17 protein-coding genes are annotated in these 26,254 nt (G+C 66.6%); 9 read left to right on the plus strand and 8 right to left on the minus strand.

Annotated elements, in window-relative coordinates:
- The first annotated feature begins 22 nt into the window (after nucleotides 1–22).
- The 4 genes from EAH76_RS02600 (at nucleotide 23) to EAH76_RS02615 (ending at nucleotide 4,076) form a co-directional block, all read left to right on the plus strand.
- Nucleotides 23–667 (plus strand): LuxR C-terminal-related transcriptional regulator, encoded by a 645-nt coding sequence (locus EAH76_RS02600; protein ID WP_140847642.1) that lies wholly within the window; start codon nucleotides 23–25, stop codon nucleotides 665–667.
- Complete coding sequence (locus EAH76_RS02605) at nucleotides 664–3,165, plus strand: ATP-binding protein (protein ID WP_140847645.1); 2,502 nt, start codon at nucleotides 664–666, stop codon at nucleotides 3,163–3,165. Before EAH76_RS02600 ends, EAH76_RS02605 begins: the two co-directional genes overlap by 4 nt.
- Nucleotides 3,162–3,566, plus strand: a complete 405-nt coding sequence (locus EAH76_RS02610) for a response regulator (RefSeq protein ID WP_140847649.1) — start codon at nucleotides 3,162–3,164, stop codon at nucleotides 3,564–3,566. Before EAH76_RS02605 ends, EAH76_RS02610 begins: the two co-directional genes overlap by 4 nt.
- A gap of 90 nt (nucleotides 3,567–3,656) precedes the next feature.
- Complete coding sequence (locus tag EAH76_RS02615) at nucleotides 3,657–4,076, plus strand: hemerythrin domain-containing protein (protein WP_140847654.1); 420 nt, start codon at nucleotides 3,657–3,659, stop codon at nucleotides 4,074–4,076.
- A 60-nt stretch (nucleotides 4,077–4,136) separates the two neighbouring features.
- On the opposite strand, the gene EAH76_RS02620 is transcribed toward EAH76_RS02615, so the two are convergent.
- The 5 genes from EAH76_RS02620 to EAH76_RS02640 all read right to left on the minus strand — a co-directional run bounded on the left by EAH76_RS02620 (nucleotide 4,137) and on the right by EAH76_RS02640 (nucleotide 13,427).
- Nucleotides 4,137–5,300, minus strand: coding sequence for a CehA/McbA family metallohydrolase (locus EAH76_RS02620; RefSeq protein WP_140847659.1), 1,164 nt, complete (start codon nucleotides 5,298–5,300; stop codon nucleotides 4,137–4,139).
- Between the two features lie 65 nt (nucleotides 5,301–5,365).
- Nucleotides 5,366–7,873, minus strand: coding sequence for a TonB-dependent receptor (locus EAH76_RS02625; protein ID WP_140847664.1), 2,508 nt, complete (start codon nucleotides 7,871–7,873; stop codon nucleotides 5,366–5,368).
- 80 nt (nucleotides 7,874–7,953) lie between these two features.
- Nucleotides 7,954–8,625: a TetR/AcrR family transcriptional regulator gene (locus EAH76_RS02630; RefSeq protein WP_140847668.1), complete on the minus strand. Its 672-nt coding sequence runs from the start codon at nucleotides 8,623–8,625 to the stop codon at nucleotides 7,954–7,956.
- 166 nt (nucleotides 8,626–8,791) lie between these two features.
- On the minus strand, nucleotides 8,792–11,017 hold the full coding sequence (locus tag EAH76_RS02635; protein WP_206667829.1) for a beta-glucosidase: 2,226 nt from the start codon (nucleotides 11,015–11,017) through the stop codon (nucleotides 8,792–8,794).
- Between the two features lie 73 nt (nucleotides 11,018–11,090).
- A complete protein-coding gene (locus tag EAH76_RS02640; protein WP_140847672.1) occupies nucleotides 11,091–13,427 on the minus strand; it encodes a TonB-dependent receptor in 2,337 nt (778 codons plus the stop codon).
- Nucleotides 13,428–13,678: 251 nt separating this feature from the next.
- Here EAH76_RS02640 and EAH76_RS02645 point away from each other — a divergent pair, with 251 nt between their 5' ends.
- The 5 genes from EAH76_RS02645 (at nucleotide 13,679) to EAH76_RS02665 (ending at nucleotide 22,164) form a co-directional block, all read left to right on the plus strand.
- Nucleotides 13,679–16,372 carry a glycoside hydrolase family 2 TIM barrel-domain containing protein gene (locus EAH76_RS02645; protein ID WP_140847677.1) on the plus strand — a complete coding sequence of 898 codons (2,694 nt, stop codon included), beginning with the start codon at nucleotides 13,679–13,681 and terminating at the stop codon, nucleotides 16,370–16,372.
- Between the two features lie 31 nt (nucleotides 16,373–16,403).
- Nucleotides 16,404–17,693, plus strand: coding sequence for an MFS transporter (locus EAH76_RS02650; protein WP_140847681.1), 1,290 nt, complete (start codon nucleotides 16,404–16,406; stop codon nucleotides 17,691–17,693).
- 9 nt (nucleotides 17,694–17,702) lie between these two features.
- Complete coding sequence (gene uxuA / locus EAH76_RS02655) at nucleotides 17,703–18,872, plus strand: mannonate dehydratase (protein ID WP_140847686.1); 1,170 nt, start codon at nucleotides 17,703–17,705, stop codon at nucleotides 18,870–18,872.
- A 160-nt stretch (nucleotides 18,873–19,032) separates the two neighbouring features.
- Entirely contained in the window at nucleotides 19,033–21,381 is a 2,349-nt protein-coding gene (locus EAH76_RS02660) for an FdhF/YdeP family oxidoreductase (RefSeq protein WP_140847691.1), read from the plus strand.
- A gap of 3 nt (nucleotides 21,382–21,384) precedes the next feature.
- A complete protein-coding gene (locus EAH76_RS02665; RefSeq protein WP_140847695.1) occupies nucleotides 21,385–22,164 on the plus strand; it encodes a formate/nitrite transporter family protein in 780 nt (259 codons plus the stop codon).
- A gap of 486 nt (nucleotides 22,165–22,650) precedes the next feature.
- Here the strand turns inward: EAH76_RS02665 and EAH76_RS02670 are convergent, their stop codons facing one another.
- From EAH76_RS02670 to rsgA, 3 genes are read right to left on the minus strand one after another with little or no spacing between them, the layout of a single operon-like run.
- Nucleotides 22,651–23,547 carry a LysR family transcriptional regulator gene (locus EAH76_RS02670; protein ID WP_347233085.1) on the minus strand — a complete coding sequence of 299 codons (897 nt, stop codon included), beginning with the start codon at nucleotides 23,545–23,547 and terminating at the stop codon, nucleotides 22,651–22,653.
- 35 nt (nucleotides 23,548–23,582) lie between these two features.
- On the minus strand, nucleotides 23,583–24,887 hold the full coding sequence (gene pncB / locus EAH76_RS02675) for a nicotinate phosphoribosyltransferase (protein ID WP_140847700.1): 1,305 nt from the start codon (nucleotides 24,885–24,887) through the stop codon (nucleotides 23,583–23,585).
- Nucleotides 24,884–25,918 (minus strand): ribosome small subunit-dependent GTPase A, encoded by a 1,035-nt coding sequence (rsgA, locus tag EAH76_RS02680; RefSeq protein ID WP_431357964.1) that lies wholly within the window; start codon nucleotides 25,916–25,918, stop codon nucleotides 24,884–24,886. The genes pncB and rsgA overlap by 4 nt, the downstream gene beginning before the upstream one ends.
- Between the last annotated feature and the right edge of the window lie 336 nt (nucleotides 25,919–26,254).

A 26,254-nucleotide genomic window follows, 5' to 3' on the forward strand; every position in this document is an offset into this window, starting at 1 on the left:
AACGGTGTAGGAGAGAGCTTTCGTGCAACTTGGTGGCCATGCCTTGGTCGCTGACGATCATCCCCTGACGCGGGAGGGGCTGGCGCTTGCAATACGTGCCGCGGCCCCCGGAATCGCGCTCGACAATGTGGGATCGATTGCCGAGGCCGAACGGGCGATTGCGACGCGCAAAGGCGGATATCGCCTGCTCCTGCTCGATTTCGTGCTGCCCGATGCGCGCGGCTTCTCAGGGTTCCTGCAACTGCAGCATCTGCTCGCCGCGACCCCGATCGTCGTCATTTCGGCGCGCGCCGAGCCGGTCATCATCGAGGCAGCGCGCGCGCTCGGCGCTGCCGGTTTCGTGTCGAAATCCTCCGCGCTCGATGCGCTGGCGGCATCGCTGCGGCTGATCTTCGCGGGCCAGCGCGTCTTCCCGCCGGCGCATGGTGCAAATCCCGCCGCGCAATCGCTGCGCGATCGCATCGCGACGCTTTCGGGGGCGCAGTTGCGCGTTCTGCTCGCACTCGCCGATGGCCGGCTCAACAAGCAGATCGCCGACAGCCTTGCCATCACCGAGGCGACCGTCAAAGCCCACCTGACCGTGATCTTTCGCAAGCTCGGGGTCGATAACCGCGCCCAGGCCCTGCTGGCGGTGCAGCCATTGCTGGCGGAGACCGCCGCACCATGACCTTCGCCACCGAACATGAGATCGTTCGGCCTACCCCTCCCAACCTCGTGCAGTTCCTGCTGCTGACATTGCTCGCGCCGGTGCTGCTCGCGGTCTTCTCCGTCTGGCTCGAGGCGGAATATGCCAGCACAGACGCGTTCAGGCAGCAGGCGCATGACGGCTTCGAGAACAGCGCACGCGTCGCGACGCTCATCGAACGCCTTACCGCTGCCGAATCGGCGCAGCGCGGCTTCGTCATCACCGGCGAACGCCGATTCCTCGATACCTATTCCACCGCGAAGGTCGCGGTCGGAACGACTTTCCTGCAACTGCCGCCCGAGCTGCGCGGCCATCGCGAGGAAGAACAGCGTCTCGCCACGCTACGGCGTCTTGCGCGGCTCAAATTCGCCGAGATGGACGAGGTCATCGCGAAACGGCGGACCGCGGGGCTCGATGCCGCGGCAAGCCTGGTTAGCTCCAATGCGGGCCAGCGCTTGATGGAGCAGATCCGCCTCGAATCGACCGCAATGGTCGATGCCGCCGGCCGCACCCGTGATCGCGAGGTCGCGACGTATCGCACGCGCGTCGGGGAGGACGCGACCACGATCCGGATCGGCATCGGCATTATCGGCCTGGCGATGGTGGCCGTGGCGCTGCTGATCTGGCGGCAGGGCATGGCGAAATATCGCTCGCGCCTGCAGACCTATGACGTCGCCGAACGCAACCGCGCGATCCTGCAGAGTACCGTCGATGCGATCGTCATCTTCGACCCGAACGGCATGATCGAGACGGTCAATGCCGCCGCAGCGAAGATGCTCGGGTATCGCGCCGCGGATTTGATCCGTTGGGATTCGTCTTCGCTGATCAAACAGCTCGATACGTCGCGGACATTTCATCAGCGGATCGGGCTGGTCGACGGGCAGTTGCGCATGCCGCACCGTCCCGATCGCAAGCTGGTCCACCATGACGGCCACGAGATTCCCGTCGATGTCGCGCTCGGCGTGATGCGCCTGCCCGCTGGCGACTATATCGTCGCCTCGGCGCGCAACATCGCCGAACGCAAGCGCGCCGAACGGATGAAGGACGAGCTGATCTCGACGGTCAGCCACGAATTGCGCACGCCGCTGACATCGGTGGTTGGAGCGCTCAGCCTGTTGCGCTCGGGCGCGGCCGGGACGATTGCCGAGGCCCCTGCCCGGCTGATCGAGATCGCCGAGAACAATTCTCGGCGGCTGATCCGGCTGATAAACGACATGCTCGACATCGACCGGATCCAGTCGGGCCAGCTCACGCTGCAGCGCGAGCGGACCAATCTTTGCGAGATCGCCGCGCAGGCGTGCGAGGGCAGCCAGGGGGCCGCGTCGGCGCTCGACGTCCAGATCGAATGCCTGCTCCCGAAGCATCCGGTGCTGATCTCGGGCGATGCCGAGCGTTTGTTGCAGGTGATTTCCAATCTGGCGTCGAATGCGCTGCGCGTCACCTCGGCGGGCGGTACCGTCAGGATCGGCGTCGCACAGACAGACGACGGCCAGGCGCTGGTGACCGTCGACGATGACGGACCCGGCGTGCCGATCGCGTTCCGCGACCGCATCTTCGGCCGGTTCGAGCGCGCGACCCACGAGCGCGGCGTCGGAACGGGACTCGGCCTTGCCATCTCGCGGGAGATCATCACCCGCCACGATGGCAGGATCTGGTTCGAGGATCGCCCGGCGGGTGGCACACGCTTCGCCTTTGCGCTCGACCGCTTGCGCGAGGATCGGCTCGAGGCGGCGCCGGTGGCAATGCCCAAGATCCTGGTGTGTACCGCCGATGCGGATGTGGTGGCGCTGGTCGAATCGCTCGGCATCCCGACGATGTTCGAGATGGTTCGGGTCGACACGGTGGCAGCCGCGTCGGCGGCGCTTGCGCGCGGAGATCACGCCGCGCTGCTGCTCGATCCGACCGCCCCGGAGGATACCGATTGCGGCCTCGTTCGCGCGCTCCAGGCGAGCCTCGACGCGCTTACCCCGCCGATCGTGCTCGTCACCGCCGAACACCGCGCGCGCCTCGAGACGCTGGCGACGCTCGATGGCGTCGAGTGGATCGAGGAACCGATCGATCCGGCGCGCATCGCCGAGGCGCTCCGCGCGGCGGTCGCGCGGTCGGGAACGCCGCGTCCGACGATCCTGCATCTGGACGATGACCAAGACGTGCTGCTGGTGACCGAAGCCGCGCTGCGGCTCGAGGCCAATGTGCTCAAGGCCACCGATCTCGCCGCGGCCCGCAAACTGATCGACACGCACGTGATCGATCTCGCGATACTCGACTTCGACCTGGGGGGCGCGTCGGGGCTCGATCTGCTGCCGACGCTGGCGAGCGCGCAGGACGGCGCGATCCCCGCGATCCTGTTTTCGGCGCGCGATGTCGGGGCGGATGTGACCGACCGGGTCGACGCCGTATTGGTCAAGTCGCGCAGCTCGATCCGCGATCTCAAGGCGGCGATCCGTCGCATCCTCGCCGCGGCGGACACGACACCATGATGCCGCACCTCGACCTGCTCTATGTCGATGACGACCCCGATATCCGGACGATCGTCGAGCTCGCGCTCGGGCTCGATCCGGCGATCACGGTGCGCACCGCTGCCTCGGGCAAGGCGGCGATCGCGTCGTTCGTCACGCCCGACGCGATTCCCGACGTGGTCGTGCTCGATGTCATGATGCCCGAGATGACCGGCCCGGAAACGCTCGCCGCCCTCCGGTGTCATCCGCTGCTGCGCGAGACGCCGGTCCTGTTCATGACCGCGCGCGGACGCGACGCCGACATCAAGGACTATCTCGCGCTGGGCGCGGCGGGCGTCATCCTCAAGCCGTTCGACCCGCTTCGTCTCGCCGCACAGATCCGCACCTGTGTCGGCCGCGCGGAATTGCTCCCCGACCCTTAGACCTTGGTCGCACCGCGCCCCGCCAGATCGCTTGCCGCAAGATCCTGTTAAGTGTGTGCACTGGATCACAGCCTTTGAAAGGCTGTCCTCATGATCGACCACTTGCGGCAGGACCACGACCGACTGCGCACGATCATCGCCGAGCTGCGCGCGCTGCTCAAGGATGACGGTGCGCGGATCGGGATGTGCTTCGCCGCCGCGCGCTGGGCGCTGACGCGCGAGTTGCTGCGCCACATGGCGGTCGAGAAGCAGTTTCTGCGCAACCAACCCAACGAATGCGCAGCGCTATCGACGCTTTCGGCATACAATCCCGAAAACCTCGAGCGCCGCTATCGCGAGCATCTCGCGCGCTGGAGCGCGATGGCGATCGATGCGCAGTGGAAGGACTATTGCCGCGATCTGCGCGAGGTGCTCACCGCGTTGGAACAGCATATGGATTTCGAGGAGCGTTCGGTCTTCCCCAGGGCCGAACGCCCGGCCGCGACAAGCGGATACGCGCCGCCGCATTGAGACGGGGCGCGCACCTGCGGGCGCAACGCGATGGAGCGAACCGGCCGTCCGCTGGGCATCTCAGAAGTCGGGATCGAAGTTGAAGTAAAGCGGGTTCGAAAGCGCGATCATCTTGCCGCTCAGCACGGTCGATACCGGCACTTGCGGATAGGGGGTCTGCGGACCTTCGACCTCGACACGGTAATAGCTGCGCCCCGTGGCAGCGGGCGTGTCGGTGAAGCCGACGGCGTTGCTGGTCGGATCGGTGTCATAGGCGCCGAGCAGTTCGCCATTCTTGATAACGCGGACATGATAGACCGCACCACGCACGCCACCGCCGACGAGCCGCACCTGAAAGCTGACCGGCTTTCCGCTCGGCCTCGCATCGTCGCCCATCATCATGTCCATCCGGCCGGCGCCATCGCGATCGGCGCTGAGTTCGACGCGCGGGTCGTACGGATTTGCGCTGATCGACACGCGGCCGTTGGTCAGCGCATCGACCACGCCTTTCGCATCGCGCGTCTTGGCAAACACCCAGGTCGTCGGCGTACCAACGTAATTCGCGTTGCGCTCGGCGGTGTGCGACGTCTTTTGCTCGGGGCTGTCGGGCGTGCCGTGATGCGAATCGCTGCCGCCGCGCCCGGTCAGCTTGCGGCCCGACTTCAGCATGTCGTCCCAGATCATGAGGGCTGCGGCATTGTTGGGCCAGATCGCCGAGTTCCACACTTCGAGCGAATCGAGCATGTCGAAGCTGAAGCCCCAATGGTCCTTGCCGGCGGGATGGTTGCCCGAGAGGTGGATGCCGAGCGACTTCTTGACCGCGAGGATCTTCGCATCGCGCGCATCGCGCACGTCGAACAGGCGCTGATGGTCGTACGGCTTGGCCGAGAAGACGTTGCCGTGCCCGCGCTCGGTGGTCCATTCGGCGCCATAGAGCAGGATCACCGACTTGGAGGTGAATTCGGGGTCGCTCCAACTGTTGTGCGCGACGTCGCCCGCGACGTGATTGTCGTGATCGGTGATGCCGAGATAGTCGAAGCCCGTATCCTCGGCGAACTTGATGATCTTCGCCTCGGGATTGTTGGTCGAATCCTTGCTGTGGCGCGAGTGCAGATGCAGATCGCCCTTGAGCCATTGCCCATCGGTCAGGCTGGCCACGGGCGGAATCCGCGGCGCGTCGCTCGGGGCAGCAAGCAGCGGGGTCTGCGCCACGACGAGCGCCAGCAGGGTAAGACCAACACGCACGGCAGGATCCTTTCGAAGCAGGGAAGCGGTGCGCGGCGGGGTTGTCCCACGCCGCGCACCGCGCATCAGAAGCGGTAGGTCAGCGACCCGCGATAGTTCCGCTGATAGAGCGAGCTGCCGATATAGACCGGCTGCCCGGCCTGGCTGTTGTCGATCGTCCCCGCCCGCGGGTTGCCGTTGACCAGGCCGAAGGCGTTGGTGACGTTCGCCACGATCAGCCCGATTTGCAGCTTGGGGGTGAGCTGGAATTGCGCATCGAAATCGACCGACCAATAGCTCGGCAGCCGGATCTGGTTGGCCACGTCGGTATAGATCGATCCGATATAGTTGACGTCCGACTGCAACCGCACCTTGCGGTCGAACAGCGTCAGCCCGGGCGTGATGCGGAAGGTGTTGTCGGGCACGCCGTTGACGCGGTGGTGCGAATAATCGGTCAGCACGCCGGCGCTGTTGGTGTAGACGAACTTGCTGAAGCGGTTGTCCTGCCACGTCCATGAGGCGTGCAGATCGAACCAGTCGGTCGGCCGCCACGTCCCCTCGATCTCGGTGCCGGTGGTCTTGGTGTCGCCATAGACCGTCACCGGCGACAACAGGCCGTTGGCGAGCCTTTGATAGTCGCTGATCGCGTAGCTGTTATACACCGTGCGGAAAGCGGTGGCGTAGAGATCGACCTTGCCGCGCGAATATTTGACGCCGCCCTCGAGCATGTTGAGCGTCTGCACGACGGGTGCGGCATTGGCGTTGGTGATGAAGCTCGACACGGCGGGAAGCCGGAACGTGTCGGTATAGCGCGCGAACACGCCGAAGAACGGGCGGACCTGGTAATTGGCCGCGGCGGTCCAGCCGACATGATCGTATGTGCGCGAGAACGGCGTGAACATGCCGGTGCCGACCCCGACCGAGTCGTCGGCGCTGGTCGCGCTCTGGCCGAGATTGACCTTCTTGGTGCCCTCGACCTGCCCGCGCGTCTTGATCTGCTCGTAGCGCACGCCGCCCTCGAGCCGGAACTTCGGGGTCAGCTGCCACTCGTCGCTGGCATAAGCGGCGATATTGTCCGAGCTGCCGCTCGCATTGGCATATTCGGCGCCATATTGGATGACGCCGTTGTCGCTGATCTTGAACAGCTTGTTGCCGCGCGCGTCGACGAGATAGGCGTCGAGCACTTCGGCATGCGCCTTGACGTCGGTCAGCACTGCGGCGCTGAGCGCGTTATAATCCTCTTCCTCGCGCGCATAATAGACGCCGAACGCGAGGTTGTGCGTGCCCAGCAAATCGACCTTGCCGACCAACCTCGTGTCGGTGATGAATTCGTCGAGCGGCACGGTGTGCGTCCGCGCCAGATCGATCAGCGCGAGGCCGTTGCCGTTCTGGCTGGCGAGATTGAACGCCGCGCCGCTGTCGCGATAGACCAGCGCATAGCTCGTCCCCGCCGCGGGTTTGCCGAAGGTGCTGGTCAGCAGCGCACTCGCCGATGCAGCGACGGTGTACGGCGTGATGCTGTTGCGCTGCGTCCAGCTCGTGCGATAGCGGACATTCTCCTCGACCTTGAAGCTGTCGCTGATGTCGTAATGCGCCTGGAAGCTGAGCTGGGTCAGCTTGACGCTGCTGCCGACGCCATTGTCGAACGTGACCGTGCCGTTCGGCGTCAGGAAGTTGAAATAGCGCGTGTCGGGGCCGACGACATTGTCGATCTTGTTGTCGAGCCCCACGACGTTGCTCGGCGTACCATTGGCGTTGGCCTGATAGATGCCGCCGCCCCAATAGCCGACGCGCTCGTCGATCCGCTTGACGCCGAAGGTGATCCCGCCGCGCTCGAACTCCTTCGACAGGTTGACCCGGAACTGCCCGCCGCGATCCTGCGTGTAGCCCGAATTGTGCGGGCCATCCGAGACGCGGTAATAGCCGCCGCCAAAGAAATGCCACCCGGTCGCGCCGATCGGTCCGCCGATCCAGCCGTCGACGCGGTGCGAATTGTAGCTCGCCGCTTCGTAGCGAACGAGCCCCTCGAGCGTATCGCCACCCTTGCGCGTGATGAAGTTGATCGCGGCGCCCGGCGCGTTCGAATAGAAGATCGCCGACGGCCCGCCGCGCACCACTTCGATCCGCTCGACGCTCTGGTCGATGCGCAGCGACTGGTCGCCGTTGAGCCAGCCGAGACCGGGATCGCCCTGGATCGGGATGCCATCCTCGAGCAGCGCGACGGTCTGATAGCCATCGCTCGGAATGCCGCGCACGCGCACGCCGCCCGAGACTTCACCCGAGGTCGGCGCGCTGTAGAAGCCGGGGACCTGTTTGAGCGCCTCGGCGACACCGATCGGCGCGCGGATGCGCAGATCCTGGTCCGAGATCGTCGAGATCGCGTAGCTCGTCTCGACCTTGCGCTGGCGCGACGTGCCCGCGCGGCCGGTCACGACGATATCGTCGCCGTCGGCGACGCGCGTCTTGTCGGGCTCATCTGCGGTCGTCGCGGCGGGATCGGCCGTCGCCGACTGCTGCGCGAGCACCGGCGTCGCCGCAGCGCCCGCCAGCAGGGTGGCGACCAGCGCCGACCGATGAACGAAGGAATGGATCATTGTGCGCCCCGATTGATTCGTATCGACGGCGCATATGATAGTAGTTGATATCGTTTTTATGACAGGTCAGGAAATCTCCCTCACGCGTCGACCGACGATGCCGCGCTGGATGTCGCACCTGCGGCATGTGGCGGCGCAGCCTTCGCCAGATCGGGATGATAGAAGAGCGACCGGAAAATATAGATCAGGTCTTCGAAGACCGCGTTCCGCATGCCCGGCTCTTCCTTGAGCATTTCATCGACCGAATAGGCGATCTCGACCGCCAGCCGCGTGCGGCGGCGCACCAGGTCGCGCGCAACGCCGGGCAGATAGGGCATGTACACGTCGGTCATCAGATCGGTGACGAACTGATGCGACGCAAGACGGATATGGGCGAGGCTCGGCACCGCGTGGAGCGCCCGCATGATCCAGATGGCGCCCGGCTGCTGGCGCGTGATCGCGTCCATTTCGCGGACGAGATCCTCGATATGATCGACCAGGGCATCATATCCCGCATCGCGATAGCGCTCGATCCAGTGGGTCAGCGCTTCGTTCTGGCGCTGCATTAGCCGTTCCGCCAGCGCCTTGATCACGGCATATTTGTCGTCGAAATAGCGGTAGAAAGCCGGTGATGTCAGATTGGCGCGCTGGACGATGAGGTTGCTCGAGATCCGCTCGATACCCACTTCCTCGAGCAGCGTTTCCGCAGCCGCAAGCAGGAGCTCATAGGTCTTGCGCGACCGCTCCTGCATCGGCTTGCGATGGTTGCTCAACACGGCTCTCCTGCCGCCCCGCGCGACCCCCGACCTTCTCATGATCGATGCGGGACGGCAATGCGATATTGATAGCTATCGTTTTAGGGCGCGACATTGCAGCGCCAGACACCCGATAAATCAGGTGAGCCCGCCGCGCTAAAGCGACGGGCTCAGACCCGCTCGTTCACCGAGCGAAGCGCCGCGGCGTCATCGTCACGCTGCCCGTCAGCACCGGATCCGTCGCCGATCGCGCCAGCGTTACGCCATAGCGCCCCCCCTTGATCTGCCAACGCGATGTCGCCGTGTCGTATTTGGCGAGCAAACGCGGGTCGACGGCGAGCGAGATCGTGCGGCTTTCGCCCGGCGCGAGCTCGACGCGCTCGAACCCGAGCAGCCGCGGTTCGACCACGCCGTCGATCGTCTGGAGATAGAGCTGCGGTACATCGGCGCCCGCGCGCGGGCCCGCATTGCGCACCGTCAGCTTGACCGAAAGCGTCTTGCCGCCGCTGACGCTCAGCCCCGAATAGGCGAAATGGGTGTAGCTCAGCCCATGGCCGAAGGCGTACATCGGCGCGAGCCCCTTGCGCGCGAACCAGCGATAGCCGACGTCGGCGCCCTCGGTCATCGCGACGCTGACGGGGGTATTCTCGGGCGTGCCGAAGCTCGGGATCGTCGTGCGCGGCAATTGCTCGACGCTTTGCGGGAAGGTGATCGGCAAGCGACCCGACGGATTGACCTTGCCGGTCAGCACATCGGCGATCGCCTGTGCGCCCTCCTGCCCCGGATACCAGGCGGCAACGATCGCCTTGACCTGGTCGCGCCACGGCATCGCGACCGGATTGCCGGTCTGTAGCACGACGATCGTATTGGGATTGGCCTTGGCGACCGCGGCGATGATCGCGTCCTGCCCGCGCGGGAGCGCGAGGTCGGGCGAATCGGAGCCTTCGACCTCATATTTGTTGACGAAGACGATCGCGACATCGGCGCGCGCCGCCGCCGCCGCGGCTGCCTGCGGATAAAGCCCCGGATCGAACTCGACCTTTGCGCCGGGCGCCGCCGCGGCAATCGCGTCGGTCGGTGCGCCGGCAAACCAGCGCGCGATGCGCCAGCTGCCCATCTGCCCCGCGCCGCCGATCGGATCGCTCGCCGCCCAGCCTTTCGGCGGCAGCCCCTGCGACGACCCGCCGCCCGACAGCACGCCGATCTGCGCCTTCTCACCGATCACCGCGATGCTGCGCGCGCTGGCTGCGAGCGGCAGGACGCCGTCATTCTTGAGCAACACGATGCCGCGCCGCGCGATCTCGAGCGCAGTAGCGGCGTGTCCGGCCATATCGACCGGCTTCTGCGCGGTCCATTCGGTGACGCCGACCGCCTTCATCGAGCGCAGAATCCGCCGCACCATGTCGGACAGCCGCGCATGATCGAAGCTGCCGTCGGCGAGTTTCGCCTTGAGCGGCGCGCCGAACCACACTTGCTTGTCGAGCTGGTCGCCCGATTGCTGGTCGAGCCCCTTCGCCGCGAAATCGGCCGACGACACCGCGCCCCAGTCGCTCATCACCCAACCCTTGTAGCGCCAGTCCTGCTTGAGGACGCGGTTGAGCAGGAAGTCGTTGCCGCACGCCTTGGCGCCGTTGACCAGATTGTAGGCGCACATGATCGAGCCCGGCTTGCCGGTCTCGATCGCGATCTGGAAGGCGAGCAGATCGGATTCGCGCAGCGCCGCCTCGCCGATCGTCGCGTCCCAGGTGTGCCGGTTGGTCTCGTTCGAATTGAGCGCGAAATGCTTGGCCGTGCCGATCACGCCGGCTTCCTGCGTACCGCGGATCGCCGCGCCGCCCATTAGGCCCGACAGCAGCGGATCTTCGGAGATATATTCGAAGTTGCGGCCGTTGCGCGGATCGCGCGTCAGATTCATCCCGCCGCCGAGCAGCACGTTGAAATTGCGCGCGCGCGCTTCGCTCGCGACGAGATAGCCGCCGCGCCGCGCCATTTCGGGATCGAAGGTCGCGCCGAGTGCCAACCCGGCGGGCAAGGCCGTCGCGGTATCGTCCTTGCGCACGCCGAACGGGTTGGTCACGCCGAGGCTCGCATCGGTTTCACGCAACGACGGGACGCCGAGGCGCGGGATGCCGGGCACATAGCCCGCGCCGGGGACGACATCGGCGGGCCAGACCAGATTGGGGTCGCCGAACCCTGGAATACGGAGCGCCATGAAGCCGTGGATGAGCGAGAAGCGCTCGTCATCGGTCATCTTGGCCTCGGTCTCGGCCGCCCAGCGATCCGCCGCCGTCTCGCGGTGCTGCGCGGCACGATCGCTCGCGCTACCCGGCGCCTTCGCGTGGAGCGCGCTGCCGAAAGGTCCCACGACAGCCGCGCAAAGCAGCAACAGCGTCCGGATTTTCGTCTTCATCTGCATCACCTGTCTGCGGTTCGGGTCGGGGCGGCGAACCCACGGCGCCCACGCGCCGCGGGCCCGTCAGGTATCAGAAGCGGTAGCGCGCCCGGATACCTGCATAGCGGCGTGCATTGCGCGAGAAGGTCTGTGCGACGAGACCCGTCGTGCCACCCGAGGGGGTGCCCAAGGCGCTGGCATAATGCTTGTCGAACAGATTGTTGACGAACAAGGCGACGCGAATGCCGCCGCGTGCCTTCTGGTCGATACCGATGCTGCCGTTGACGATCGCATAAGCGCCCTGGACGAGCGCCGGGTTGCCGAGCAGATCGAAGTTGACCGAGCTCTGGTAGCTGACATCGGCCTGGACGAAGCCGTCGAACGGCATCTGCGGCAGCAGCACGTCATAGGTGCCGCCGACGTTGAACTTCCAGCGCGGCGCGTTGCTCAGCCGCTTGCCCGACAGATCCTGCAAGCCGGTGCTCGATCCCGTGACGGGAAGGCAGCCCTGCGCCGCGGTCTGCCCGGTATAGCATTGCGCATTGCGGAACTGCCGGATCATCGCCTCGGTGTAGCTGATGCCACCGTCGATCGTCAGCGCCTCGAGCGGGCGTGCCTGGAACTCGACCTCGACGCCGCGGGTGCGGACCTTGCCGACATTGTTGAGCTGCAGCTGGATCGTCTGGTCGGGCAAGGTCACGCCCGACTGCGCCTGGAAGTCGCTGAAATCGGTCCAGAACCCGGCGACGTTCAGCTGGAAGCGATTGTTGAAGAAGCGGCTCTTGAGGCCGACCTCATAGGCCTTGGAGGTTTCCGGCCGCACCGGGACTGCGGCACGCCCGGGGGTGAAGCCGGTCGAGATGTCGTACCCCTGCCCCTTATAGCCGGTCGAGTAGGACGCATAGGCCATCACGCGCTTGGCGAGATCCTGCCGCAGCGCGATCTTGCCGGTGACGACACTGTCCTTGGCATTGCCGCTGCAGGTGGCGAGGCAGGTCGCGTTGTTCGCCGGTGCCGTCGTCGGGATGACGGTGTTGATGTAGCGGACCGAGATATCCTCGTGATTGGCGCGCAGTCCAACGTCGATGTGCGTCGCGCGCGCGATGTCGTACGATGCCTGGCCGAACACCGCATAGGTCGTGGTGCCGCTGGTCGAGTTCCACCGCGCGACGACCGGGCCCGAAGGACCGCGATCGAAGGTGCGATCGGTCTTGCCGTCTGAATAATAGAGACCGGCGACATAGGTGAACGGCCCCTTGTCCTTCGAGGCGAGCCGCACTTCCTGGGCGAACTGCCGGGCGTGGAAGCCGCTCTGCGCGGTGATGCCGTTGGCGAGCCCCAGCACGGGCCCGACGACATAGTCGAAATCCTCGATGAAGCGGAACTTCCAGTCCTGATAGCTGGTGATCGAAATCAGATTGACCGCGCCGAGATCGACGGTGACCTTCCCGCTGCCGTTCGCCTGCTGGCTCTTGTTGAACAGCGGACCGTCGAAGGCGGTGGTGAAATTGTCCTGGCCCGGCGTGATCCCGGCGAGCGTCGGGGTCAGCGACGCGCCATAGACGGCAGCACCGGCGGGCACGTTGCGGAAGGTGCGCGCGGTGCCGCGGCTCTCCGACACCGAATGGCCGGCGATCAGATCGACCGTGACGCCCGGCAGCGGATTGAGCGCGAGGCGACCGCGCAGCCCATAGCTGCGATCGTTGTTGAGCTTGCGCCCGTCGAAGCGGTTGGTGATGAAGCCGTCGCGATCGCCGTAGAAACCGTTGAGGCGGAAGCCGACGCCTTCGGCGAGCGGCCCCGAGATCACCGCATCGACACGGTATTCGTCGTCGGTCGTCGCGGTGCCGGTGACCGAGCCGGTCAGGCGCGCGGTCGGGCCCTGCGACACGATGTTGAGCGCGCCCGCCGAGGCGTTCTTGCCGAACAGCGTTCCCTGCGGGCCGCGCAGCACTTCGATCCGCGCAATGTCGCTGAGGCCGGAGAAGGCCTGCGCCTGCTGCAGCAGCGCGACGTCGTCGACGATGACCGCGACCGAAGGCTCGATCGCGGTCGAGAAGGCGACCGTGCCGACGCCGCGCAGGTTGATCGAATTGTTCGTCGGCACCGCGCCGGTGGTGACGGTCAGGCTCGGCGCAAGGCGCGTGAGATCGGTGACCGTGGCGACGTTGCGGTTGACCAGCGTCTCGCCCGAGATCGCGGTTACGGCGACCGGCACGTCCTGCAGATTCTGTTCGCGCTTCTGCGCGGTGACGACGATGTCGGTGAGGGCGCCTTCATCGGTGACCGCGGGTGCGGGCGCCTGCTGGTCGGCCGCGACGTCGCGCGCCGGGATGGGCGCGGGGGCAACGCTGCCCTCTTGCGCCGAGACGGGGTTCGCAAGAGCCAGCGCCGCAACGCCACCGAGCCAAACAAAACCTTTGCGCATAAATCCTCACCTCAAGATAACGCCGCTTCCCTGCGGTCTGGTAAGGCCACCTATGGGCGATATTTGTTTCCGTCAAATACGATTTGGTCAGATCACCCCCGTGCGATCGATGATATCGCACTGATTTTCATACTCTGATCGCCAGTCGGTTAATCTGCCCTGCCCTGGTAGAAAGTTCCGGCAGGCCTTCTGCGCCATCTGGTAAGACCGCGACCGCGATGATATCGGTGCTCGGATAGGAGAGCGAAAACATGAACGACCGTCTTATGCGCGGGATCGCCGCCGCAACGCTTGTCTCTGCGACCGCGCTCATGACGGCGTCCGCCCCGGCCATCGCAGCGACGGCGGAAGCGAGCGACGCGCGCGTCGCGAGCACGCTCGCGACCGGCTGGCGGTTTCATCAGGGCGATGCGCCAGAGGCGGTGACCACGCCCGCGTTCGACGATGCCGCCTGGCAACCCGTCAGCGTGCCGCACACCTGGAACCGCGTCGGCTTCTATCGCCCCGATCCGCAAACCCACGTCAACCGCGCCGAGACGATCGACAAGACGCAGGGGCTCGGCTGGTATCGCCAGCGCTTCGCCGTACCCGCGGCGATGCGCGGCAAGCGCATCTGGCTCGAATTCGACGCCGCCAGCCGCACCGCGAGCGTATGGCTAAACGGCACCAAGCTCGGCGACCATGCCGGCGGCTTCTCGCGCTTCCGGCTCGACGCCACCGACGCGCTGCGCGCCTCGGGCGACAATGTGCTGGTGGTGCGGACCGACAATAGCGCACCCGGCGGGAAGGACGCGACGACCGCCGATATCCTGCCGCTGACCGGCGATTTCTTCGTCCATGGCGGGCTCTATCGCCCGGTGCGGCTGATCGCGGTCGATCCGATCCATATCGACCTCGCCGATTTCGGCGGCTCAGGCGTCTACGCGACCACCACCGCCGCCACGACCGCCACCGCGCAGGTCGACGTGCGAACGCGCATCGCCAATGCGAGCCGCCGTGCGGGCGCGGTCCGCATCACCGCCAGCCTGATCGACACGAACGGGCGCGTAGCGGCGTCGCTCCAGACCACGCAAACGCTCGCCGCGGCCGCGACACAGGAAGCCGCGCTGACGCTGTCGGTCGCCAATCCGCATCTGTGGCAGGGCGTCGAGGATCCCTATCTCTACACGCTGGCGGTCGATGTCACCGACGCGCGCGGCCGTCTGCTCGATCGCGTGCGCCAGCCGTTCGGGATCCGCACGATTCGGATCGACCCCGACGCAGGGCTGTTCCTCAACGGCAAGCACGTCCAGCTCCGCGGCGTCGGCTACCACCAGGATCACGAGGGCAAAGGCTGGGCGATCGACGCCGCCGACGTCGCCGCCGACGTGGCGACGATGCGCGAGATGGGCGTCAACGCGATCCGCCTGACGCATTACCAGCATGGCCAGACGATCCACGATCTCGCCGATCGCTACGGTCTGCTGCTGTGGGACGAGATCCCGCTGGTGTCCGGCTGGACCCGGCGCGGCGAGCTCGAGCCGCGCGCCGCGCTGATCGACAATGCACAGCAGCAGATGCGCGAACTCGTCCGCCAGAACAGCAACCACCCTTCGGTCGTCACCTGGGGAATCGCCAACGAGGTCGATTTCGGCAATTCCTTCCCGGCCTTCCTGACCGGCTATCCCGACGGCAAGACGCCCGATCCGATGCCGCTGCTGAAGACGCTGCAGGACCTCGCGCATCGCGAGGATCCGGGCCGACCCACCGCGCTCGCCACCTGCTGCGAGGGGCGCCTGTTCGACCAGGGCGTCGCGATCCCGACCACTGCCGCAGCGGCCGATCTCGGCGGCGCCAACCGCTATTTCGGCTGGTATTTCGGCGTACCCGGCGATCTCGGCCCGCATCTCGACATGCTCCACGCCAAGCGACCGCAGCAGCCGCTGTCGGTCACCGAATATGGCGCGGGTGGCGCAACCAGCATCCACACCGACGATGTCCGGGGCGGCCCGATCGATTCGCGTGGCGTCATCCAGCCCGAGGAATATGAGAGCTATATCCACGAGGAGGCATGGCGCGCGCTCAAGGCGCGTCCGTATCTCTGGGGCACCTTCCTGTGGAACGCGTTCGATTTCGCGACGACGATCCGCGCCGAGGGCGACGCGCAGGACATCAACACCAAGGGCCTCGTCACCTATGATCGCGCGATCCGCAAGGACGCCTATTATTTCTACAAGGCGAACTGGAGCGCGACGCCGACGGTCCACATCACCGGCCGGCGCTATGCCGACCGCGCCTATCCGGTGACCGACGTGCGCGTCTACTCCAACGCCGCGACGACCGATCTGCTGCTCAACGGGCGCTCGCTCGGGCAGCGCAGCGATTGCCCCGAGCGGATCTGCGTATGGCAGAACGTTGCGCTCGCGCCCGGCAGCAACGCGCTCGTCGCGCGGGGCGGCGCGGCGGAGGATAGCCTCGCCTGGACGCTGTCGCCGGACGCCGCCGCCAATGTGCGGATCGACGCCGGCGCGATCGTCGCGGCCAAGGCGTCGCAACGCTTCGGATCGGATGCCTTCTTCACCGGCGGCAAGGCGGGCACGCTGACCAAGCCGGCCGATTACGGCAAGCCCGCCGTCGCGGCCGTGATCGCTGGGACGCAGGATGCCGCGGTCGCCGCGACCTATCGCGAGGGCCGCTTCAGCTATGCGGTCCCGCTCGCCGATGGGCAGTACCGCATCGCGCTGACCTTCGTCGAACCGTCGCTCGCGCCCGGCGCACGCGTGTTCGATGTCACCGCCAACGGGCGCACCATCGTGCAGGGGCTCGACATCGCGCGCACCGCTGGCGGATCGGCCAAGGCGCTGACCCGCACCGCGACAGTCACGGTGCGCGGCGGCAAGCTCGACTTCGTGTTCGTGCCGCGCACCGGCGACGCGATCGTCTCGGCAGTCGAGATCCTGCGATGATCGCCCGCACCCGCCACGGAAGGATCGCGGCATGGCATTGAGGATTGCGGGTCGCGGTTGGCGCGACGTGCCGCTCCGCTGGAAACTGATCGGGCTCGTCACGCTGGGGACGATCCTCAACTATCTCGCGCGCTCGACGCTGTCGGTCGCCGCGCCGCGGCTCAAGACCGAATTCGGCATGACGACCGAGGATTACAGCTGGGTCGTGCTCGCCTTCCAGGCGAGCTATACCATCATGCAGACCGTCGCCGGCGGGGTGCTCGATGCGCTCGGCACGCGGCTCGGCTTCTTCCTCTTCGCGGTCGGCTGGGCGCTCGCCAACATGGCGCACGCGCTGGCGACCGGCTGGCCGAGTCTGGCCGTGTTCCGCGCGCTGCTCGGCGCGAGCGAGGCGGCGGCCATTCCGGCCGGCGCCAAGACCGTGTCAGAATGGTTTCCTCCGCGCGAGCGCCCGCTCGCCACCAGCGTGTTCCAGATGGGCACCAGCGTCGGCAATATGATCGCGCCGCCGCTGGTCGCCTTCTGCATCCTCGCGTGGAACTGGCAGGCCGCCTTCATCGTCACCGGCGGGCTGAGCCTGATATGGGCGTTGCTGTGGTATTGGAGCTATCGCAGCCCGGCCGACCATCCGCGGCTGAGCCCGGCCGAACGCGCGGCGATCACCGCGGCGCGCGAAGAGGATGTCGATGCCAAGCCCGCGACGCGCAAGGACCTGTTGAGAAGCCGCGCCTTCTGGGGCATCGCGGTCCCGCGCTTCCTGGCGGAACCGGCATGGCAGACCTTCAACTTCTTCATCCCGCTCTATCTCGTGTCGGTGTGGCACCTCGATCTCAAGAGCATCGCGCTCTGGGCGTGGATGCCGTTCCTTGCCGCGGACTTCGGCAGTCTTGCCGCCGGCGTGCTGCCGACCTGGCTGATGAAGCGCGGCGTGCCGCTGGTCGCGTCGCGCAAGGTGACGATGACGGTCGGCGCACTGTGCATGATCGGGCCGGCGTGCATCGGGCTCGCCGGATCGCCCGGCGTCGCGATCATCCTGTTCTGCGTCGGCGGTTTCGCGCATCAGATGTTGAGCGGCGCGCTGATCACGCTATGCGCCGACATGTTCGACAGCCGGACGGTCGGTACCGCGAGCGGCATGGTCGGCACCTCCGCCTGGATCGGCGGCATGCTGTTCACGCTGCTGATCGGGCAGAGCGCGGACGCATTCGGCTATGACCCCTTGTTCGCCGCACTGGCGGCCCTCGACCTTCTCGCAGCCGCCGTGCTGTGGAGCTTGTTGCGCGCCAAGCCGCGCGCATCCGTTGAAATACAGAAAGGCTAATTCGTGTTAATGACACAGACGATGCGCTGGTTCGGTCCGAACGATCCAGTGCAGTTGCGCGCCATCCGGCAAGCGGGCGCGACCGAAGTGGTGACCGCGCTCCACGAAGTGCCCAACGGCGCCGTGTGGGAGCGCGAGGCGATCGCCGCGCGCAAGGCGATGGTGCGCGCCGCCGGGCTCGACTGGCGCGTGGTCGAGAGCTTGCCGGTCGACGAGGGGATCAAGACCCGCTCGCCCGAGTGGGACCGGCTGATCGCGCAATATTGCGAGAGCCTGACCAATCTCGCCGCCTGCGGGATCGAGGTAGTGACCTACAATTTCATGCCGCTGCTCGACTGGACACGCACCGATCTGGGCTGGGAACTGCCCGACGGCGCGCGCGCGCTGCGCTTCGAACTGGTCGCGCTCGCCGCCTACGACCTGTTCATCCTGCAGCGGCCGGGCGCGGCCGAGAGCTACGACGCGGCCACCTGCGCCGCGGCCGAGCAGCGCTATGCGACGATGGACGATGCCGCGCGCCTCGAACTCGAGCGCACGATCATCGCGGGGCTGCCGGGCAGCGAGGAGGGGTTCACCTCGCCCGCCTTCCTGCGCGCGATCGAGACCTATGCCGACATCAATGCCGCCACGCTGCGCGAACATCACGTCGCGTTTCTCGAGGCGGTGTGTCCGACGGCTGACGCGGTCGGCATCCGTCTCGTCGTCCATCCCGACGACCCGCCCTTCGCGATCTTCGGCCTGCCGCGCGTCGTCAGCACCGAAGCCGACATCGCCAACCTCTTCGCGCGCGTGCCGAACCGGTCGAACGGGCTGTGCTTCTGCACCGGATCGCTCGGGGTTCGCGCCGACAACGATCTGCCGGGCATGGTCGATCGGCTCGGCGACCGGATCGGCTTCCTGCACCTGCGTTCGGTTCAGCGCGAGCCCGACGGCGCGTTCCACGAAGCCGAGCATCTCGGCGGCGACGCGGCGATGGCGGCGATCGTCGCGGCGGTGCATGCGATGTCGGTGCGCGAACAGCGCAGCATCCCGATGCGCCCCGATCACGGCCATCAGATGCTCGACGATCTCGCCCGCGTCACCAATCCGGGCTATTCGTTGCTTGGCCGTATGCGCGGCCTCGCCGAATTGCGCGGGCTCGAGCGCGGTATCGCTTACGCGGCGGGGCAGCCGTCCTAGACGGCCATGGGCGGTTGCGCCGCTATTCCGGCGCGAGGCTCCCAGACCTTTCGGGTCATCGCTTTGGAGGACGAAAATCCTTGCCTCCCGGGGCTTGCTCACCGAAGCGGCACATGCCCGGGATGGTGTATCGCCCGGCGCGTAGTGCGGAGGACCGACGATGCCCAAGAAGCGCCCCGAGGGGATCAAGGATTATACCGGGCCTGCGGGCGGCTGGGGCGCGCTGAAGGCGGTGGCGGTGGCGCTCAAGGCGCAGCAGATCGTCTCGCGCGGCGCGCAGACCCTGCTCAAGTCGAACCAGCCCGATGGCTTCGACTGCCCGAGCTGCGCCTGGCCCGACCCCAAGCACAGCTCCTCGTTCGAATTCTGCGAGAACGGCGCCAAGGCCGTCGCGTGGGAATCGACCGCCCGCAAGATCGGCGCCGAGTTCTTCGCCAAGCACAGCGTCTCGGACATCTGGCAGCAGACCGATCACTGGATCGAAGACCAGGGCCGGGTGACCGATCCGCTGCGCTACAATGCCGCGACCGACCATTATGAGGTCGTCACCTGGGAGGAGGCGTTCGCCGGGATCGGCGCCGGGCTCGCCAAGCTCGACGATCCCAACCAGGCCGAATTCTACACCTCGGGCCGCTGCTCGAACGAGGCGGCGTTCCTCTACCAGCTGTTCGTCCGGCTCTACGGCACCAACAACTTTCCCGACTGCTCGAACATGTGCCACGAGGCGACCTCGGTCGGCCTGCCCAAGTCGATCGGCATCGGCAAGGGTACGGTCAGCCTCGAGGATTTCGACCATGCCGATCTGATCCTGTCGATCGGCCACAATCCCGGCACCAACCATCCCCGCATGATGGCGACGCTGCGCGAGGTCGCGAGGCGCGGCGGCAAGATCGTCGTGTTCAACCCGCTCAAGGAACGCGCGCTCGAACGCTTCGAATCGCCGCAGTCGGTGGTCGAGATGGCGACCTTCGCGGCGACGCCGATCGCGACCAGCTATCTGCAGGTCAAGGTCGGCGGTGACGCCGCGGCGCTCAAAGGGATCTGCAAGGCGCTGGTCGCGATGGACACCGCCGAGGCGCCGGTGCTCGACCACGCCTTCATCGCCGAGCACACCGCCGGCTTCGACGCGCTGGTCGCCGATCTCGAGACCGCCGAATGGGCCGATATCGAGCATGCGAGTGGCTTAGGGCGGAGCGACCTCGAGGAGGTCGCGCGGCTCTATGCGCAGTCCAAGGCGACGATCTGCTGCTACGGCATGGGGATCACGCAGCACCGCACCGGCACCAGCAACGTCCAGCAGATCGCCAACCTCCTGCTGCTGCGCGGCAATATGGGCCGCCCGGGCGCCGGCATCTGCCCCTTGCGCGGCCATAGCAACGTGCAGGGCGACCGCACTGTCGGCATCACCGAGCGGCCCTCACCGCTGTTGCTCGACACGATGCGCGACGTGTTCGGCTTCGAGCCGCCGCGCGCCGACGGGCATTCGGTGGTCGAGAGCATCGCCGCGATGCGCGACGGGCATGCCAAAGCGGTGGTGTGCCTGGGCGGCAACCTCGCGATCGCCTCGTCCGACCCGCAGGCGTGCGCACAGGGCTTCCGCAACATGGATCTCGCGGTCCACATCACCACCAAGCTCAACCGCACGCATCTGCTGATGGCCAAGGGCGCGACCTACATCCTGCCCTGCCTCGGCCGGACCGAGCGCGACAGCCAGGACGGCGGCGTGCAGGCGGTGACGGTCGAGGATTCGATGTCGATGGTCCACGCCTCGCGCGGCTTCCTGATGCCGCCGGGGGAGAATGTCCGCTCCGAGCCGTGGATCGTCGCCGGAATCGCCAAGGCGACGCTCGGCGCAAAGGGCGGGATCGACTGGGACGGCTATGTCGCCGATTACGACCGGATCCGCGACAGCATCGAAGCCGTGTTCCCCGCCTTCAAGGATTACAACGCGCGCATCCGCGAGCCGGGCGGCTTCCATCTGCCCAATTCGGCGGCGGAGCGGATCTGGCTGACCGACACGAAGAAGGCCAATTTCATCGTTTCGCCGAAGCTGGAGGAAGACGAATCGACCAGGGACCCGAGCGTCCTGCGGCTCACCACGCTGCGCTCGCACGACCAGTATAATACGACGATCTACGCGCTCGACGACCGCTATCGCGGCGTCTTCGGGCGGCGCGACGTGCTGTTCATGAACGCCAAGGAGATCGCGCGGCTCGGCTTCGCCGAGGGTGACGTGATCGACGTCACCACCGCGCTCGAGTTCAAGCGCGCCGATCGCATCGTCCAGGGGCTGATGCTGGTCGAGCACGAACTGCCCGACAACTGCTGCGCATCCTATTATCCCGAGACGCAGCCGCTGATCGCGCTCGAGGATCACGATCCGCAGAGCTTCACCCCATCCTACAAATCCGTTCCCGTCCAGATCCGTCGCGCGGGCGCCGACGATGGCGCGGAGCGTGTCGTGGCGCGGGCCGGCGTCGCCGGGCGGCTCACGTCGGTGAAAGCCTGAGCCATGTACGCACCGACCGTAACCACCTTCGCCGACCGCGCCGCCGCCGAGGCGGCGTCGATCCGCCGGTCTCCAATTGGCTTCTTCGTCGGCGCGATGCTGGCCGGCGCCTATATCGGCATCGCCATGATCCTCGCGCTCAGCACCGCCGACGCGCTGCCCGCGGGGGTGCGCCCACTCGTCATGGGCGCGACCTTCGGGCTCGGGCTGATCCTGACCGTCTTTGCCGGCGGCGAGCTGTTCACCGGCTATGTCATGTATCTCGGCTTCGGGCTGATGCGCCGCACGGTCAGCTGGGCGGATGCGACGCTGCTGATGGTCGTGGTGTGGGTCGGCAATCTGGTCGGTGCGCTGCTGCTCTCCGCCATCTACATAGCCGGCGGCGGCGGCGCGGTGTTCGCCAATGCCGCGACCATGTTCAACGCCTATGCCGCGCATAAGGTCGAGGCCGACGCAGTCGCGCTGATCGCGCGCGCCGCCTTGTGCAACTGGCTGGTATGCCTCGCGATCTGGACCGCCGCACGGGTGCAGGGCGATTCCGCCAAGTGCATCGTCATGGCCTGGGTCCTCCTCGCCTTCGTCGCCGCGGGGTTCGAGCATTCGGTCGCCAACATGACCGCGCTGACGCTTGGCCTGTTCGCGCCCGGCGAGACGATCACGATGGTCGGCATCGTCCGCAATCTGGCGCTGGTGACGCTCGGCAATATCGCGGGCGGATTGCTGTTCGTCGTCGGCGCCTATGGGCTGGCGGCGAAGACCGATGCGGAGCCGGTGCGCGGCTAAGGGCCAGGCTGCGAGGCTCCGCAAGCGCGTCGGGCCGCGCACGCTGCGGCACCCGGAATCGATCCCGAAGGTCGATGCGACGACGCGGACGCCGTTCAGAAGTATCGCCTACGCCGGCATCCGATGCCGCGCCCTTCGCGGCACGGTCGAGCGAAGTGGTTACCGCTCCGGCCCGAAAGACGCATGATTTCCCCCTTATGCGGACCGCATACCTCGACGACGACCGAGCGAGCGGCCGTGGTTCGTCCGTTTGGAAACTTGGTGGCGCGCCGGTTGGCGGCGCCGCTGGCCAACGCACCCGTCGAAGGCGCGTCCATTCGTCCTGCGAGCGTGTTCCTCTCGTCTGACCTTCACTGGCCCTGGTGGACCGCTCCGTTGCGAGATGTGAACGATTGCTCGCCGACGAGATTGTGACAGGTCAGTGACCGGGGCAAATAGAAAGAAGCAATGACCTGCATTACACAATATTATGGTGGGGCGCCTGGATCAGAGAAATTCGCAGGTCGCGCGCACCACCTGTTCCAGCAGCCAGGCGTGCGCGGCGTCGTGATCCAGATGGGGCGGCCATTGCGCGATGATCGGTTCGGGCGAGGTCGCGATCGGAAATGACAGCACCTTCAGCGGCATCATCGAGGCGAAATGCTGTAGGAGCCAACTGCTCGCGGTCGCGACGAGATCGGTGCCGAGGACGAGATTGGGCAGCGCCCCGTGCAGACTGGTGCGAACCGCGATCTTCCGCGCGTCGAGCAGGTCGCGGCTCGGCCCATCAAGCTGCGCATTGGGCCCGGGCCGCTCGAACACCGCGACGTGGCGTGCCTCCAGATAGTGTTCCGGCGTGATCTCGTCCCCGAAGCCGGGGTGATCGTCCCACACCATGCAGGAGGGTCGCTCGGTCATCAGTACGCGGCTTTGCAGTCCCTCGACGGCGAAGCGCTGGGGAATGACCAACATGTCGGCGCCCGTTTCGAAGGCGTTCGCCGACGACGAGCGCGTGAACGGCAGCACCGTCACGCTCACGCCCGGCGCGGCGCGGAGCAGGTCCGGAATGACCCGCCCGAGCAGCATGATCTCGAGCTGTTCCGGGGCCGCGATCGTGAAGGTCCGCACCGCGACCGCCGGGTCGAAATCGATCTGCAGCCGAAACGTGTCGCCGACATCGCGCAACAGCCGCCGCACGCGCGGACGTAGCGCCTGCGCCAGCGGGGTCAGCCTGCGCTCGCCACCGACGTCCGCAACCAGTTCGTCGCCGAACTGATCGCGCAGTTTGCGCAGCGCGACGCTCATCGCCGGCTGGCTCAGCCCCACCCACCTCCCGGCCTCTGTCAGCGAGCGCGCGTTTAGGATCGCGTGGTGGAAGGGCGGCTTGAAGGGATCGGCAGGCAGCTGCCACGTTGCGACCTATAGACCGCGCAGGCACCTCACACCGACACGGCCTGTTCCGACCTGCCGACGTCGCCGAAGATGCGCAGATAGCGCGCGATCTCGGCGGGATCGCCGGTTGCCTTGGCCGGATTGTCGGACAGCTTGACGGCCGGCCGGCCATTGGCGCGCGTCACCTTGGCGACCAGCGAGATCGGCTCCAGGCCGTGGCCGTCTCCCGGGTCACAGCCGCGGAAGTCGTTGGTCAGGTTGGTGCCCCACCCAAAGCTCATCCGCACGCGGCCGTGGAAGTGCCGATAGGTCTCGGTGATCGTATTGACGTCCATTCCGTCGGAAAAGACCAACAGCTTGCGTCTCGGGTCACGCCCCTGCGCCTGCCACCAGGCGATGATCTGCTCGCCGCCCGCAATCGGCGGCATGCTGTCGGGGCGGAAGCCGGTCCAGTCGGCGAGCCAGTCCGGCGCATCGCGCAGGAAGGCGGTGGTACCGAACGCATCGGGCAGCGCGATCCGCAGATTGCCGTCATAATGCGCCTGCCATTCCGCGAGCACGCGGTACGGCGCGCTGGCGACCCCGGCATCGTCATCGGCGAGCGCGGCCAGCACCATCGGCAGTTCGTGCGCGTTGGTGCCGATCGCCTCGAGATCATTGTCCATCGCCAGCAGCACGTTCGAGCTGCCGATGAAGCGCGACCCCAGCCCTTCCTTGAGCGCCTCGACGCACCAGCGCTGCCAGAGAAAGCCGTGCCGCCGCCGCGTGCCGAAATCGGAGAGGACGAGGTCGGGCAAGTCGCGCAGCCGCTCGACCTTGTCCCACAGCTTCGCCTTTGCGCGGGCGTAGAGGATGTCGAGCTCGAAGCGTCCCTTGCCCTTCAGCGCGGCGCGCGAGCGCAATTCGTTGACGATCGTCAGCGCCGGGATCTCCCACATCGTGGTGTGGGTCCAGGGGCCGGCGAAGGTCAGCTCGAACTGACCGTCGACGGTGCGCAGCTCATATTCGGGGAGCTGGAAATCGGCGAGCCAGGCAATGAAGTCGGGCGCGAACATGCGCTCGCGGCCGTAGAAGCTGTTGCCCGCGAGCCAGATCAGCTCCTTCTTCGAAAAGCGTACAGCGCGCGCGTGGTCGAGCTGCTCGCGCAGCTCGCGCTCGTCGATCACCTCGGCCAGGCGCACGCTCTTGCTGCGGTTGATCAGCGAGAAGGTCGCCTCGACGTCGCCGTGCAGGTGGCGGATCATCTGCAGCATCAGCAATTTGTAGAAATCGGTATCGAGCAGGCTCCGCACGATCGGGTCGAGCCGCCAGCCATGATCATAGGTGCGTGTGGCGATGTCGGTGACGGTCATCGCCTGCTTGCGGCGTTTCCGGGGCGGGAGCGGCGCGCGGCGGCGGCACCGCTGTTCGCCGCATCCTCCTGCGCGAGCTTGCGCCAGCGGGCGACGCGCGCGGGATCGAGCTCTCCTGCTGCCATCGCGGCATTGATGGCGCATCCGGGTTCCGCGACATGCGTGCAGTTCGAGAACCGGCATTCGAGGGCCACGTTCGTGACATCGTCGAAGACCTCGGTCACCCCGCTGCTCACTTCGGACATCTGCAGCTCGCGCATGCCGGGCGTATCCACGAGCCAGCCCCCCTTCTGCGCGCCACTGGCGAGGCGATACATCTCGCGGACCGTCGTGGTGTGACGGCCCTTGCCGTCGTCCTCGCGGACGGCCTGCGTGGCGATGTCGCTCGATCCCGTCAGCGTCTTGACGAGCGTGGACTTGCCGACACCCGATGATCCCACCAGCGCGACGGTCTGTCCGACACCGCAATAGTCGACCAGGCGGGCGACGCTCGCCGGATCGCGCCCGTCGACCAGTTCGACGCGCAATCCCGACTGAAGCGCACGCGCCGCATCGACCAACAGCTCGGGCTCGGGCGCGAGATCGGCTTTGGTGAGAACCACGACCGGACGGACGCCCACCTCGCGCGCGAGCACGAGATAGCGTTCCAACCGCGCGACGTTGAAGTCCTGCTTGCACGCCGTGACGATGAAGAGCGTGTCGACATTCGCGGCGATGAGCTGCACCCGGCGCTCATCCCCGGGGGCGGGCCGCTTGAAAAGGCTCGTCCGGTCTAGGATGCGCACGATCGTGCGGCTGTTCGGATCGACGAGCAGCCAGTCGCCCACGGTCGGCCGGTCCTCCGCGCCGCCTGGTACGGGCAGACTGGAGGGGATCGATTCCTCGAACCCTTCGCCCGAAACGGTCACCCTTCCACGATGCACCGAAATCACCCGGACAGGCTGGACGCTGTGGCGCTCCTCGGGCGAAAGCTGGTCGCTGAAGAACGCCTTCCAGCCGAGCTGCGCGAGACTGAGATCGGACGTTTCCACCGTAGCGTCAGCCGTCCTGCGGACGGCCTGATTCACCCGCATCCGGCGTCTGCTGCTCGGCAGCCCGCTTGTCCGCCTTGGCCTGTGCCTTCTTCGCAGTCTCAGCTGCTTTGGTCTTTTCCCGCTCGCGGCGTTCGAAGTCGTAATTTGTCTTGCGTGGTATGTCGGTTACTCCGAGGCTCGATGGTCCGGCATGAGCAAAGCGCTCGCCCCAGGACTCTTGTCTTGCGGATACACGGATCCGTCGGTCGCGACTAGGGTCAGGCCGCGGGCCCGCTCGGGTGGGGGTCCAGGAACGGTTCCTGCGCCGACCATCACCGGAGATGGATTTGATCG

Source organism: Sphingomonas glacialis, assembly GCF_006439055.1.
GTDB classification, from domain to species: Bacteria; Pseudomonadota; Alphaproteobacteria; order Sphingomonadales; family Sphingomonadaceae; genus Sphingomonas; species Sphingomonas glacialis_A.

What these genes read in the sequence shown, in the direction of transcription:
- EAH76_RS02605 (WP_140847645.1), top strand. Translation starts at nt 664, where the DNA reads ATGACCTTCGCCACCGAACATGAGATCGTTCGGCCTACCCCTCCCAAC.
- EAH76_RS02610 (WP_140847649.1), top strand. Translation starts at nt 3,162, where the DNA reads ATGATGCCGCACCTCGACCTGCTCTATGTCGATGACGACCCCGATATC.
- EAH76_RS02615 (WP_140847654.1), top strand. Translation starts at nt 3,657, where the DNA reads ATGATCGACCACTTGCGGCAGGACCACGACCGACTGCGCACGATCATC.
- EAH76_RS02625 (WP_140847664.1), bottom strand. Translation starts at nt 7,873, where the DNA reads ATGATCCATTCCTTCGTTCATCGGTCGGCGCTGGTCGCCACCCTGCTG.
- EAH76_RS02635 (WP_206667829.1), bottom strand. Translation starts at nt 11,017, where the DNA reads ATGAAGACGAAAATCCGGACGCTGTTGCTGCTTTGCGCGGCTGTCGTG.
- EAH76_RS02640 (WP_140847672.1), bottom strand. Translation starts at nt 13,427, where the DNA reads ATGCGCAAAGGTTTTGTTTGGCTCGGTGGCGTTGCGGCGCTGGCTCTT.
- EAH76_RS02645 (WP_140847677.1), top strand. Translation starts at nt 13,679, where the DNA reads ATGAACGACCGTCTTATGCGCGGGATCGCCGCCGCAACGCTTGTCTCT.
- EAH76_RS02650 (WP_140847681.1), top strand. Translation starts at nt 16,404, where the DNA reads ATGGCATTGAGGATTGCGGGTCGCGGTTGGCGCGACGTGCCGCTCCGC.
- uxuA (WP_140847686.1), top strand. Translation starts at nt 17,703, where the DNA reads ATGACACAGACGATGCGCTGGTTCGGTCCGAACGATCCAGTGCAGTTG.
- EAH76_RS02660 (WP_140847691.1), top strand. Translation starts at nt 19,033, where the DNA reads ATGCCCAAGAAGCGCCCCGAGGGGATCAAGGATTATACCGGGCCTGCG.
- EAH76_RS02665 (WP_140847695.1), top strand. Translation starts at nt 21,385, where the DNA reads ATGTACGCACCGACCGTAACCACCTTCGCCGACCGCGCCGCCGCCGAG.
- pncB (WP_140847700.1), bottom strand. Translation starts at nt 24,887, where the DNA reads ATGACCGTCACCGACATCGCCACACGCACCTATGATCATGGCTGGCGG.